A 13064-nucleotide genomic window follows, 5' to 3' on the forward strand; every position below is an offset into this window, starting at 1 on the left:
CCACCCCATCTCCTGAGAGGAGCGTCGCCGTGCCTCCCACCGATGCGAGCACCGACGCCGGTTCCGCCCCCATCACCTCCCTCGGCAGCGACACGGGCCCGGACGCGGACAGCCAGGACACACTCGACCTGCGCCTGCCCGACGAACTCGTCGCGCTTTTCGCCGAGGAGGCCGAAGCAGCCAGGGCAGCCGAGCGCGCAGCGGAACAGGGCGGAGGGAAAAGCACGGCGAAGCCCGCCCCCGTTACACCGACGACCGTCATCCCAACCGGTGACGACCTGCTCGACGGCATCGGCGGATGGGGTCCCATCGCCAGCCCCGTCGGCCTGCTCCACCTCGTCCCCGTACGCATCGACCGTGACCTGGCGCTCATCAGCCGCTGGATGAACGACCCCGCCGTCGCGGCGTTCTGGGAGCTGGCCGGACCCGAGACGGTCGCCAGGGATCACCTGCGCGCCCAGCTCGACGGGGACGGCCGCAGCGTTCCCTGCCTCGGCGTGCTGGACGGCACGCCGATGAGCTACTGGGAGATCTACCGCGCGGACCTCGACCCACTGGCCCGCCACTATCCCGCTCGTCTCCATGACACCGGAATCCACCTCCTCATCGGTGCCGTCGCCAACCGCGGTCGGGGACTTGGCTCAGCACTGCTCAGAGCCGTATCCGACCTCGTACTCGACCGGCGCCCCTCATGCGCACGCGTCGTCGCGGAACCCGATCTTCGCAACAGCCCCTCCGTGTCCGCCTTCCTGAGCGCCGGCTTCCGGTTCTCCGCCGAGGTCGACCTGCCCGACAAGCGGGCCGCCCTCATGGTCCGAGACCGGGCCCTGCGCGATGTGTTGTAGCGCCATCACTTCTGGTACACCGCTCGACCCGATCCGGTTCCCAGTCGAACCCGATCCGGTTCTCGGCCGCTTGATCGCACGCCCGGCCCCGGCATTGATCGCCCGGGTGTCAGTGCGGCGCCGTAGGGTGGACGCGCTATGACAGAGCACTCACTCCCTGAACTCCTGCACGCCGCCGTCACAGCCGTCGGCGGTACGGAGCGCCCTGGCCAGGTGACCATGGCCGAAGCCGTCGCGGAGGCCATCGACGCCGGCTCCCATCTGCTGGTCCAGGCGGGCACCGGCACGGGTAAGTCGCTCGGCTACCTGGTGCCCGCGCTCGCACACGGGGAAAGAGTCGTCGTGGCGACGGCCACCCTGGCGCTCCAGCGGCAGCTCGTGGAGCGGGACCTTCCGCGCACGGTCGACGCGCTGCATCCGCTGCTGCGCCGCCGCCCCGAGTTCGCGATGCTCAAGGGCCGGTCGAACTACATGTGCCTGCACCGCCTCCGTGAGGGCATGCCGCAGGACGAGGAGGAGGGTCTCTTCGATCAGTTCGAGGCAGCCGCACCCACCAGCAAGCTGGGCCAGGACCTGCTGCGGCTGCGGGACTGGGCGGACGACACCGAGACCGGCGACCGCGACGACCTCACCCCTGGAGTCTCCGACCGGGCCTGGTCGCAGATCTCCGTGTCATCCAGGGAATGTCTGGGTGCCTCGAAGTGCGCGTACGGCGCGGAGTGCTTCGCCGAGATGGCCCGCGAGCGCGCCAAACTCGCCGAGGTCGTCGTCACCAACCACGCGCTTCTCGCGATCGACGCCATCGACGACGCCCCGATCCTGCCGCAGCACGAGGTGCTGATCGTCGACGAAGCCCATGAACTGGTCTCCCGCGTCACCGGAGTCGCGACCGGCGAGCTCACCCCCGGCCAGGTCAACCGCGCCGTGCGCCGCGCCGCGAAGCTCGTCAACGAGAAGGCCGCCGACCAGCTCCAGACCGCCGCCGAGGGCTTCGAGCGCCTGATGGAGCTGGCCCTGCCGGGCCGCCTGGAGGAGATCCCGGAGGACCTCGGGTATGCGCTGATGGCACTGCGCGACGCCGCCCGTACGGTGATCTCGGCGATGGGGGCGACACGCGACAAGTCCGTCGGCGACGAGGACGCGGTACGCAAACAGGCACTCGCCTCCGTGGAGTCGATCCACGATGTGGCCGAGCGGATCACGAACGGCTCCGAGTGGGACGTCGTCTGGTACGAACGCCACGACCGCTTCGGAGCCTCCCTGCGCGTAGCGCCGATGTCCGTGTCGGGCCTCCTCAGGGAGAAACTCTTCGCGGACCGTTCCGTGGTCCTCACCTCGGCGACACTGAAGTTCGGCGGCGACTTCAACGGAATCGGGGCGTCATTGGGGCTGGCTCCCGAAGGCACGGAGGGCGAGGACCTCCCGCAGTGGAAGGGCGTCGATGTCGGCTCGCCTTTCGACTATCCGAAGCAGGGCATCCTGTACGTCGCCAAGCATCTGTCGCGCCCCGCACGCGACGGCGACCGCACGGACATGCTGAACGAGCTGACAGAGCTGATCCAGGCAGCGGGCGGCCGGACGCTCGGGCTCTTCTCGTCGATGCGGGCCGCGCAGCTGGCGGCCGAGGAACTGCGCTCCCGCATCCCCGAGTTCCCGATCCTCCTCCAGGGCGAGGAGACCCTGGGCGAGCTGATCAAGAACTTCGCGGCCGACCCGAAGACCTGCCTCTTCGGCACCCTCTCGCTCTGGCAGGGCGTCGATGTCCCCGGCGCCAGCTGCCAGTTGGTCGTCATGGACAAGATCCCCTTCCCGCGCCCGGACGACCCGCTGATGAGCGCCCGCCAGAAGGCCGTCGAGGACGCCGGGGGCAACGGCTTCATGGCCGTCGCCGCCACGCACGCGGCACTGCTCATGGCCCAGGGCGCCGGTCGCCTCGTACGAGCGATGGGGGATCGCGGCGTCGTGGCCGTACTGGACCAGCGCCTGGCCACGGCCCGTTACGGCAGCTATCTGAAGGCGTCACTGCCCGGCTTCTGGTACACGACGGACCGTAACCAGGTACGGCGGTCGCTGGCCGCGATCGACGAGGCGGCACGGAAGGCAGAGAGCGAGTAGACGACTGTGCTGTCCCCGGCATCGGCCGGGCACAGCACAGGGCCCCGGAACCGGCGCAGGTGGTTCCGGGGCCCGGATCAGGGGGCGGAGGGTGTTCCGCCCGCGGGTACTCACACCCGCCGCAGCACCGCCACGACCTTGCCGAGGATCGTCGCCTCGTCACCGGGAATCGGCTGGTACGCGGAGTTGTGGGGCAGCAGCCACACATGGCCGTTCTCGCGCTTGAAGCGCTTGACCGTGGCCTCGCCGTCCAGCATCGCGGCCACGATGTCGCCGTTCTCGGCGACCGGCTGGCGGCGGACCGTCACCCAGTCCCCGTCGCAGATCGCGGCCTCGATCATCGAGTCACCGACGACCTTCAGGACGAACAGCTCGCCGTCTCCGACCAGCTGCCGGGGCAGCGGGAACACATCCTCGACCGACTCCTCGGCGAGGATCGGGCCACCGGCGGCGATCCGGCCGACCAGCGGGACATACGACGCGGCCGGCTTGCCCGCCGTGTCGGTGGGCTGCACGGTGGACTGGTCCGACCCCCGGACCTCGTAGGCACGGGGTCGGTGCGGGTCGCGCCGCAGGAAGCCCTTGCGTTCGAGTGCCATCAGCTGGTGTGCGACCGAGGAGGTGCTGGAGAGGCCCACGGCCTGTCCGATCTCCCGCATCGACGGTGGGTACCCGCGCCGCTGCACGGAGTCCCTGATGACCTCGATCACCCGGCGTTGCCGGTCGGTGAGTCCGGAGCTGTCCGCCCGGATTCCCGGAGGTCGGCCCGGCAGGGAGCGCGTGGGCTTGGGTCCCTCCTGATTCAACGCTTCATTCATGGCATGCACCGGCTCGAGTCGGCCCTGGGAGCGGTCCTGGGCAGTGATGGTGGCACTGTTTGCGGTGGTGGTCACGGTCGGCCCCTCTCGTTCGTCTCCCTGCTGGACAACGGTAGTTGCTTTCGAAAGGTTGCGCCAAACACACGTTCGAGTGAAAGATTGCGAATCACCTGGCGTGATCATGTGTTTGGGTGTATGGCCAACGCTGCATCTGGCGGACAAAACGGCTGATCGCTGCACTCTTCGCCGCCGGGACGACAACCTCGTGGGTCGGCGCCCAGTCTGCCATCCGGTATCCCGTCAACCGGGTACCGGCCTCTGTTGTGCGGCGCCCACGTTATCCCCGCAGGCCCCGGCGCCGGTATGGGTGTGCGGCACATGTCGAGATCGGTGCGGCATGCGCGCTCGGAGGGAAGCGACACGCGCGCGAGGAAAATTTACGACCAAACCCCAGATCTAGTGGTTGGATGGCAATAGCAGCCCAGAAGTTGTGGTCCCCCGGGTCCTCCGGGGTCTGATCATCGCCTATGCTGGGGACTGCTTCGAGGGGCCCAAGTGGCCTGTCGAGGCTATTGAGTCGTGCTGTGAAGGAGGGTTGGAGTTCGATGCACTGCCCCTTCTGCAGGCACCCCGACAGCCGCGTCGTCGACAGCCGTACGACCGATGACGGTACGTCGATCCGCAGGCGCCGCCAGTGTCCGGACTGCTCCCGTCGGTTCACGACGGTGGAGACGTGTTCGCTCATGGTGGTCAAGCGGTCCGGAGTCACCGAACCCTTCAGTCGTACCAAGGTCATCAATGGCGTCCGTAAGGCGTGCCAGGGACGGCCTGTCACCGAGGACGCACTCGCCCAGCTCGGCCAGCGGGTCGAGGAGGCGGTGCGGGCCACCGGAAGCGCCGAACTGACCACCCACGACGTGGGGCTGGCCATTCTCGGCCCACTGCAGGAGCTGGACCTCGTGGCCTATCTGCGGTTCGCGTCCGTCTACCGGGCGTTCGACTCGCCGGAGGACTTCGAGGCCGCCATCGCGGAACTCAGGGAACAGACGCAGCGCCCAGCCGCGGACGACGATGACGCGGGCGAGGGGCGCCAGGGAAGCGACCGCGGGTCCGGAGGGACTGCCGAAGTCCCCGTGCCCGCAGGCGCCGGCGACTGACGAGCGGGCCGACCCGCGTCGGCCGGTCGGCGGCGATTCAGAGACCTGTTGCGAGCGGTCGCGCATGCGCTGCGCGCAACACCAGACACACACGTGCCCCGGGAAGAACGAGGCACTTCAGGGCGTTTTGGCCCGATACAGGGAGGCGGCATGACAGAGACGGCGAGCGGTCCGGCACGGAGTTCCCGAGCCAAGGGCACCAAGGCGAACAAGGGGCTGCGGATCGAGCGCATCCACACCACCCCGGGCGTGCATCCGTACGACGAGGTCGAGTGGGCGCGTCGTGACGTCGTCATGACCAACTGGCGCGACGGCTCGGTCAACTTCGAGCAGCGTGGCGTCGAGTTCCCCGAGTTCTGGTCGGTGAACGCGGTCAACATCGTCACCAGCAAGTACTTCCGGGGTGCTGTAGGCACCCCCCAGCGCGAGGTGAGCCTCAAGCAGCTCATCGACCGCATCGTGAAGACGTACCGGAAGGCCGGTGAGGACTACAAGTACTTCGCCTCGCCCGCTGACGCCGAGATCTTCGAGCACGAGCTGGCGTACGCCCTCCTGCACCAGATCTTCAGCTTCAACTCGCCGGTGTGGTTCAACGTCGGCACGCCGCAGCCCCAGCAGGTCTCCGCCTGCTTCATCCTGGCCGTCGACGACTCCATGGACTCGATCCTCGACTGGTACAAGGAAGAGGGCATGATCTTCAAGGGCGGCTCGGGGGCCGGCCTGAACCTCTCCCGGATCCGTTCGTCCAAGGAACTGCTGTCCTCCGGGGGCAACGCCTCCGGTCCGGTCTCCTTCATGCGCGGTGCCGATGCCTCGGCAGGAACGATCAAGTCGGGCGGTGCCACCCGCCGCGCCGCCAAGATGGTCATCCTCGATGTCGACCACCCCGACATCGAGGACTTCATCCAGACCAAGGTCAAGGAAGAGGAGAAGATCCGCGCCCTGCGTGACGCGGGCTTCGACATGGACCTGGGCGGCGACGACATCACATCCGTCCAGTACCAGAACGCCAACAACTCGGTCCGCGTGAACGACGACTTCATGAAAGCGGTCGAGAACGGCGAGAAGTTCGGCCTGCGCGCGCGGATGACCGGCGAGGTCATCGAGGAGGTCGACGCCAAGGAGCTCTTCCGCAAGATGGCCGAGGCCGCCTGGGCCTGCGCCGACCCGGGCATCCAGTACGACGACACCATCAACCACTGGCACACGTGCCCGGAGTCCGGCCGTATCAACGGCTCGAACCCGTGCAGCGAGTACATGCACCTGGACAACACGTCCTGCAACCTCGCCTCGCTGAACCTGATGAAGTTCCTGAAGGACGACGGCTTGGGCAACCAGGCCTTCGACGTCGAGCGCTTCTCGAAGGTCGTCGAGCTCGTCATCACGGCGATGGACATCTCCATCTGCTTCGCGGACTTCCCGACCCAGAAGATCGCCGAGAACACCCGCGCCTACCGTCAGCTGGGCATCGGATACGCCAACCTCGGCGCCCTCCTGATGGCCACGGGCCACGCGTACGACTCCGACGGCGGCCGGTCCCTCGCCGGCGCCATCACCTCCCTGATGACGGGCACGTCGTACAAGCGCTCCGCGGAACTCGCCGCGGTTGTCGGCCCGTACGACGGGTACGCCCGCAACGCGCAGCCGCACCAGCGCGTCATGAAGCAGCACGCCGACGCCAACGCCGTGGCCCTCCGCGTGGACGACCTGGACACCCCGATCTGGGCCGCCGCCACGGAGGCCTGGCAGGACGTGGTCCGTCTCGGTGCGAAGAACGGCTTCCGCAACTCCCAGGCGTCCGTCATCGCCCCGACCGGCACGATCGGTCTGGCGATGTCCTGCGACACCACCGGCCTCGAGCCCGACCTCGCGCTGGTCAAGTTCAAGAAGCTGGTCGGTGGCGGCTCGATGCAGATCGTCAACGGCACCGTGCCGCAGGCCCTGCGGCGCCTCGGCTACCAGGAGGAGCAGGTCGAGGCGATCGTCGATCACATCGCGGAGCACGGCAATGTGATCGACGCCCCCGGCCTCAGGCACGAGCACTACGAGGTCTTCGACTGCGCCATGGGCGAGCGCTCCATCTCCGCGATGGGCCACGTCCGCATGATGGCCGCGATCCAGCCCTGGATCTCCGGCGCGCTCTCCAAGACGGTCAATCTGCCGGAGTCGGCGACCGTCGAGGACGTCGAGGAGGTCTACTTCGAGGCGTGGAAGATGGGCGTCAAGGCGCTCGCGATCTACCGCGACAACTGCAAGGTCGGCCAGCCCCTCTCCGCCAAGAACAAGGGCAACCAGAGTCCTGAGGCCACCGCGGCCGCCGAGCGGGCGGAGGAGACCATCCGGGAGACGGTCGAGAAGATCGTCGAGTACCGCCCGGTCCGTAAGCGCCTCCCCAAGGGCCGTCCCGGCATCACCACCTCCTTCACGGTGGGCGGCGCCGAGGGCTACATGACCGCGAACTCCTACCCGGACGACGGTCTCGGTGAGGTCTTCCTGAAGATGTCGAAGCAGGGCTCCACCCTCGCGGGCATGATGGACGCCTTCTCGATCGCCGTCTCGGTAGGCCTGCAGTACGGCGTGCCCCTGGAGACGTACGTTTCGAAGTTCACCAACATGCGTTTCGAGCCGGCCGGTATGACGGACGACCCGGACGTGCGGATGGCGCAGTCGATCGTCGACTACATCTTCCGCCGCCTGGCGCTCGACTTCCTGCCCTTCGAGACGCGTTCCGCGCTCGGCATCCACTCCGCCCCGGAGCGTCAGCGTCATCTGGAGACCGGTTCGTACGAGCCGACCGACGACGAGCTCGACGTCGAGGGTCTCGCCCAGTCCGCGCCCCGCGCGCAGGAACTGAAGGCCGTCGCATCCCCGAGGGCGGAGGCCGAGGCGGCCAAGCCTGCCCCGCAGCAGGCGCACACCAGCGCCGAGTTGGTGGAGATGCAGCTGGGCATCCAGGCGGACGCCCCGCTGTGCTTCTCCTGCGGTACGAAGATGCAGCGGGCCGGGTCCTGCTACATCTGCGAGGGCTGCGGCTCCACCAGCGGCTGCAGCTGATCCACACGCCGTGAGGGGCGGTACGGCCACCGGCCGTACCGCCCCTTCGGCTTGAGCGGTCAGGATTCGTGGCGGCTGCCCATGGTCCTGGCGAAGGTTGCCGGGTCCGTGTCGAAGCCTCGGACGCCGGGGTGGAAATCCCACTCTCCGGAGTCGTCGCGTACGAACTCGGCGACTGTCGCGGACGTCGCTCCCAGTACGCCGCCGAAGTCGTCCTCGAACAGGACGGTATAGCCCTCGCTGATGCGCAGCGAGGGGTTGTGGCATCCGACGAAGGCCTTGCGTCCGGAGCGTTGCTGGATGCAGACGCCGACGACAACGCGCGCATACCGCTTGTCGAGACGGGTGAGCTCCAGGGTCATCACCTCGTCCCAGCCGAAGCCCTTGCCGTCCTTGCTGTCCCGGTTGAGGGTGATGGTGCCGTCCGGGGATCGGCTGTCGAAGTGCACTACGTAGTCGGGGTTTTCGTGTGTGTCGGTCGCCAAGTAGGTCGCGGCGACGATGTCGAGATCGGTGGGTGGCTCACCGGAGGGACTCGGGTCCCACTTCACCGCGACCTCGACCTTGCTGATGCCCTTGTTGAGGCCGTTCACCAGATCTCCCCTCCTGGTCCCCTGTGACAGTCGCTCCAACTGGCGGGCAGTTGAGGCGTGTTGTCCATCGTGTCACGCACCTGGGGGCGCTCGCGCGGATGTACTCCGCCAGAGCGTGACCGAGGCCACGTTCTGTGGCCTTACGATGGCGCGGTGCTGGTCAAGTGGATTCGCTGCACCGTGGTGGACCGCCGCGGTTTTGAACGGGGGCAGCGGAAATGGGCGGGGCTTCTGGGGGAGCCGGGGTTCCGGGGGCAGGGCGGGGGCTGGAGCCGGGGGCGACCCGGAGTGGCCCATGTCTTCGCCTTCTGGGAGAGCCGTGCGTTCTACGACTCCTTCATGGCCCGCTCCCATGACCGGCTGGCCGCCGCGCAGTCCGGCACCTTCAAGGATCCACATATCAAACTCTTCGATCACCGATTCGATGTGAAGACCGGCTTCGAGCCGCGCTTCACGGACGCCGACCTTGTACGGGTGGCGCACTGTCGCGTCCACGAGGAGAGGGCCGAGCACTTCGCGTTGATGCAGGAGAAGGTGTGGAACCCGGCGATGGCCGGATCCCCCGGCATGGTGCGCGGGCTGTTCGGTGAGGCACCCGGTCATGAGTTCCTGGTGCTGTCGATGTGGAAGTCGGCCGCCGAGCACGGCAAGTACCGTGCCGAGCGCGTCGAACGGCTCGCCCTGCGGGCCCAGATCGAGGCGGACGTGGCAGCCCTCGCGGGCGCCATCGTGGAACTGGAACCGGGCTGGACGGTCTGAAGCGGTCACAGTTGTGTGACCTCCGCCGTATGGGACCCGTACGAGTGCTCGATCAGCCGCGATCCGATCTAGGGTTTTGGCATGGCACGACCACGGCGCATCGTTCTTGTCCGGCACGGCGAGTCGGCGGGCAATGCCGATGACACCGTGTACGAACGCGAACCCGACCACGCACTGGCCCTCACCGAGACGGGGTGGCGACAGGCGGAAGAGACGGGCAAGCGGCTGCGGGAGGTGTTCGGACATGAGCGCGTAAGCGTTTACGTCTCTCCGTACCGCCGTACGCACGAGACGTTCCGAGCCTTCCATCTCGACCCTGAACTGGTGCGCGTACGCGAGGAGCCGCGGCTGCGCGAGCAGGACTGGGGCAACTGGCAGGACCGGGAGGACGTACGCCTCCAGAAGGCGTATCGCGACGCGTACGGGCACTTCTTCTACCGCTTCGCGCAGGGGGAGTCCGGCGCCGATGTGTACGACCGGGTCGGCGGCTTTCTGGAGAGCCTGTTCCGCAGCTTCGAGGCGCCCGATCACCCTCCGAACGTGCTCCTGGTGACCCACGGACTGGCCATGCGGCTGTTCTGCATGCGCTGGTTCCACTGGTCGGTGGCGGAGTTCGAGTGCCTGGTCAATCCCGGGAACGGGGAGATGCGGATGCTCGTTCTCGGGGAGGACGGCAGGTACACACTTGACCGGCCGTTCGACCGCTGGCGTGATCCGAAACCGTACGGAGTCACCGGATAGAAGTGGCAGGGCGATGACCGCTGACTCCTCTCCCGACGGGCGCATGGCCCGCACCCTGGCCAGCCTGCGCGGACTCGCGGTGGGGGACGCGCTGGGCTCGCAGTTCTTCGTTCCCGAGAACTACCCGCTGCTCAAGCGCCGTGCCCTGCCGTCCGGCCCCTGGCAGTGGACCGACGACACCGAAATGGCCTGCTCCGTAGTGGCAGTTCTGGCCGCCCACCGTCGTATCGACCAGGACGAGCTGGCCCGCTCCTTCGCGGAGCACCACGACTTCGACCGGGGCTACGGGCCCGCGGTCAACCGTCTGCTGCGGCTGATCCGGGAGGGCGGCGACTGGCGCGAGCTGGCCTCCGCTCTCTTCAACGGACAGGGTTCGTGGGGGAACGGCGCCGCGATGCGCATCGCACCCCTGGGTGCCTGGTACGGGGACGATCCGGAGCAGGCGACGCACCAGGCCGAGATTTCGGCGTACCCCACGCATCAGCACCGCGAGGCCGTGGTCGGCGCCATGGCCGTGGCTGCTGCGGCTGCGCTGGCCGCCGCCCCGGGCGGTCCGCCCAGCGCCGGGGCACTGCTCGACGGCGTCATAGCCCTTGTGCCGCGCAGCGCTGTGGAGGCCGGGCTGCGGCGTGCCCGGGACATGCTCGACTACGACGACGCGTCGACGGTCGCTGCGGTGCTCGGCTGCGGGCGGCGTACGAGCGCGCACGACACCGTGCCGTTCGCGCTCTGGTCGGCCGCACGTTCGCTCGGCGACTATGAGCGGGCCTTCTGGACGACCGCCCAGGTGGGCGGGGACGTGGACACGAACTGCGCCATCGTGGGTGGTGTGCTGGCCGCCGGGAAGGCGGGCGCGCCTCCTGTGGAGTGGGCGGAACGGACCGAGGCCCTGCCGGGCTGGATATCGGTGGAGGACGGGGCGTAGGCCCCGAACGGCTGCCGAGTCGGGCGCGGCCGAAGGGTTGCCGTGCCACCTCCCGTGTGAGTGCGGGCCCGTTTCCTCCTGGCGCAAGCCTCCGCAACTGTCACAGACCTGACACAGAGCCACCGTGGCCCGCTGCGTCGGCTTACCCGCGGATACCCTGTCCGCCACGCCGCTCGTTGATCATCTCGGGCGTGCGCCGACGAGACATCGGTTCCCTGGGCTTCCGCCGCAGCCACGTGCTGCGAGCCGCCCGTGGACCGGTCGGGAGGGGGTCCCGTGTCAGACACGCCGTCCGAGGCCGAGCCGAGAAGGCCGGGAGAGGGGGATGGAGAGGGTGCCGAGGGGAGCGCTGGAGAGGGCTCCGGAGGAGGGGGAGGCGCTGGCAGTGGGCGTACCGCCGCCTTGACCAAGAAGCCCGCCGTCGATGCCGATGAGCCCGAGGATGCCGTCCCCGCTTCGTACTCCGGCGACGCCTCCTCGGCGAGCGACGCCGACGGGGACGACTCGGACGGAGAGGACGCCGACTGGGGTTACCCGCTCGCCGAGTCCCCTTGGTGGTCTCCCGACCTGCAGACGGAGCCCCCGGCCCCCGTCCGCCCCGCCACCCTCTGGGCCAGCCTCGCCACCGGCGTATTGAGCATGCTCCTGCTCGCCGACGGACTGGCCCTCAACCTCCTGCTGGTGGCGATTCCGGCCGCGTTCGCCGCGTACTTCGCCGCCCAGGCGGCCGGCCGCGGTCCGCGGCGTTGGACGCTGGTGTGGGGCGTCGGCGGCCTCGCCCTGCTGACCGTGCCGGCGCTGCGCGATGCCGACTGGCCGACGTTCCTCGCCGTGGTGACCGCCCTGGCCGCGGGCTCGCTCGCGCTGCACGGCGGCCGTACCTGGACCGGATTGCTGTTCGGCCCGATCGGCCTGTACACCTCGGTTCTCACCGGACCCGTCTGGGGCTGGCGAGGCCTGCGGGAACGGTTCGGCGGCGCCCGCGGCAACCTGGGCCCGGTGCTGCGCGCGCTCGCGGTGGCCGCGGTTCTGCTGCTGGTCTTCGGGGCGCTGTTCGCGGGAGCCGACGCGGCCTTCGCGGATCTGCTCGGTGGCCTCATGCCGGACGCCTCCGTCTCCGGCGGCCCCTGGCACATCGTCCTGCTGGTGCTCGGTCTGGTCGGCGCGCTGGCGGCAGCACACACAGCCGCTTCGCCCGTTCAGTGGGACCGTATCGAGGTGCCGCCGGGCCGGGAGCGTGGCCGTCTCGAGTGGGCGCTGCCCCTGATCGTGCTCATCGTGCTCTTCGCGGCCTTCAACGCCGTCCAACTCGCCGTCCTGTTCGGCGGGTACGACACCGTGCTGGAGAAGACCGGCCAGAGTTACGCAGAGTACGCACGCCAGGGCTTCTGGCAGCTGCTCCTGGTCACGCTGCTCACCCTGCTTGTCATCGTCTTCGCCCTGCGCTGGGCCCCGCGCGACGGTGCGCGCGACTGGACGCTGGTGCGCGCCGTGCTGGGAACTCTCTGTGTTCTCACGCTCGTTGTCGTGGCATCGGCGGTGCGACGTATGGACATGTACGTGGAGGCGTATGGACTGACGCGACTGAGGATCTCGGTGGTGGCCGTGGAGCTCTGGCTCGGCCTGGTCATCGTGCTCATCATGGCGGCCGGCGTATGGGGAGCCCGCTGGCTGCCGCGTGCCGTGATGGCCAGTGCCGCCGCGGGTGTGCTCGCCTTCGGGCTCGTCTCGCCGGACGGCCTGGTCGCCGAGCGCAACGTCGAGCGGTACGAGGCCACGAGCAAGGATGGCGAGGGCAAGTTCGACGTCGACTACGCGCGTGGCCTGTCCGCGGACGCCGTACCGGCCCTCGACAAGCTGGAGGAGCCGCTGCGCTCCTGCGCGCTTGAGCCCATCGCGAGGGAACTGAAGAAGGAGAACAAGCCCTGGTACGCCACCAGTTGGGGCGAGTACCGGGCCCGCGAGATCATCGAGGACCGGCCGCTGTCGGCCGAGGCGGACTGGAGCGAGTGCCTTCGGCTCCGTGACGAGTTCCAGTACCGCTGAGGCACGGGAAC

General features: G+C 68.7%; 10 protein-coding genes. 8 read left to right on the top strand and 2 right to left on the bottom strand.

The features are described from left to right. Window positions 1–29 precede the first annotated feature (29 nt). On the top strand, window positions 30–845 hold the full coding sequence (locus tag ACYVO6_RS23740) for a GNAT family N-acetyltransferase (RefSeq protein WP_461064258.1): 816 nt from the start codon (window positions 30–32) through the stop codon (window positions 843–845). Between the two features lie 138 nt (window positions 846–983). Then, window positions 984–2960, top strand: a complete 1977-nt coding sequence (locus ACYVO6_RS23745) for an ATP-dependent DNA helicase (RefSeq protein ID WP_461064260.1) — start codon at window positions 984–986, stop codon at window positions 2958–2960. Between the two features lie 110 nt (window positions 2961–3070). On the opposite strand, the gene lexA is transcribed toward ACYVO6_RS23745, so the two are convergent. After that, the gene (lexA, locus tag ACYVO6_RS23750; protein WP_461064262.1) at window positions 3071–3853 is read right to left on the bottom strand and encodes a transcriptional repressor LexA; all 783 of its coding nucleotides are present in this window, start codon (window positions 3851–3853) and stop codon (window positions 3071–3073) included. A gap of 530 nt (window positions 3854–4383) precedes the next feature. Here lexA and nrdR point away from each other — a divergent pair. Together nrdR and ACYVO6_RS23760 are read left to right on the top strand one after the other, a co-directional pair. Then, window positions 4384–4935: a transcriptional regulator NrdR gene (gene nrdR / locus ACYVO6_RS23755; protein ID WP_461064264.1), complete on the top strand. Its 552-nt coding sequence runs from the start codon at window positions 4384–4386 to the stop codon at window positions 4933–4935. A 150-nt stretch (window positions 4936–5085) separates the two neighbouring features. Beyond that, complete coding sequence (locus ACYVO6_RS23760; protein ID WP_461064266.1) at window positions 5086–7989, top strand: vitamin B12-dependent ribonucleotide reductase; 2904 nt, start codon at window positions 5086–5088, stop codon at window positions 7987–7989. A 59-nt stretch (window positions 7990–8048) separates the two neighbouring features. On the opposite strand, the gene ACYVO6_RS23765 is transcribed toward ACYVO6_RS23760, so the two are convergent. Further along, complete coding sequence (locus ACYVO6_RS23765; RefSeq protein ID WP_461064268.1) at window positions 8049–8582, bottom strand: TerD family protein; 534 nt, start codon at window positions 8580–8582, stop codon at window positions 8049–8051. Between the two features lie 153 nt (window positions 8583–8735). On the opposite strand from ACYVO6_RS23765, the gene ACYVO6_RS23770 reads away from it, so the two are divergent. The 4 genes from ACYVO6_RS23770 to ACYVO6_RS23785 all read left to right on the top strand — a co-directional run bounded on the left by ACYVO6_RS23770 (window position 8736) and on the right by ACYVO6_RS23785 (window position 13053). Further along, window positions 8736–9341, top strand: a complete 606-nt coding sequence (locus ACYVO6_RS23770) for a YdbC family protein (RefSeq protein WP_461064270.1) — start codon at window positions 8736–8738, stop codon at window positions 9339–9341. An 81-nt stretch (window positions 9342–9422) separates the two neighbouring features. Beyond that, complete coding sequence (locus ACYVO6_RS23775) at window positions 9423–10082, top strand: histidine phosphatase family protein (RefSeq protein ID WP_461064272.1); 660 nt, start codon at window positions 9423–9425, stop codon at window positions 10080–10082. A gap of 13 nt (window positions 10083–10095) precedes the next feature. Beyond that, the gene (locus ACYVO6_RS23780; RefSeq protein WP_461064274.1) at window positions 10096–11007 is read left to right on the top strand and encodes an ADP-ribosylglycohydrolase family protein; all 912 of its coding nucleotides are present in this window, start codon (window positions 10096–10098) and stop codon (window positions 11005–11007) included. Between the two features lie 276 nt (window positions 11008–11283). Continuing rightward, the gene (locus ACYVO6_RS23785) at window positions 11284–13053 is read left to right on the top strand and encodes a DUF4153 domain-containing protein (protein ID WP_461064276.1); all 1770 of its coding nucleotides are present in this window, start codon (window positions 11284–11286) and stop codon (window positions 13051–13053) included. Window positions 13054–13064: the final 11 nt, after the last annotated feature.

The sequence above is a fragment of the Streptomyces pseudoechinosporeus genome (genome assembly GCF_054783935.1).

Coding starts and splice junctions, on each gene's coding strand:
- ACYVO6_RS23745 (WP_461064260.1), top strand. CDS start 984: ATGACAGAGCACTCACTCCCTGAACTCCTGCACGCCGCCGTCACAGCC.
- nrdR (WP_461064264.1), top strand. CDS start 4,384: ATGCACTGCCCCTTCTGCAGGCACCCCGACAGCCGCGTCGTCGACAGC.
- ACYVO6_RS23775 (WP_461064272.1), top strand. CDS start 9,423: ATGGCACGACCACGGCGCATCGTTCTTGTCCGGCACGGCGAGTCGGCG.
- ACYVO6_RS23780 (WP_461064274.1), top strand. CDS start 10,096: ATGACCGCTGACTCCTCTCCCGACGGGCGCATGGCCCGCACCCTGGCC.
- ACYVO6_RS23760 (WP_461064266.1), top strand. CDS start 5,086: ATGACAGAGACGGCGAGCGGTCCGGCACGGAGTTCCCGAGCCAAGGGC.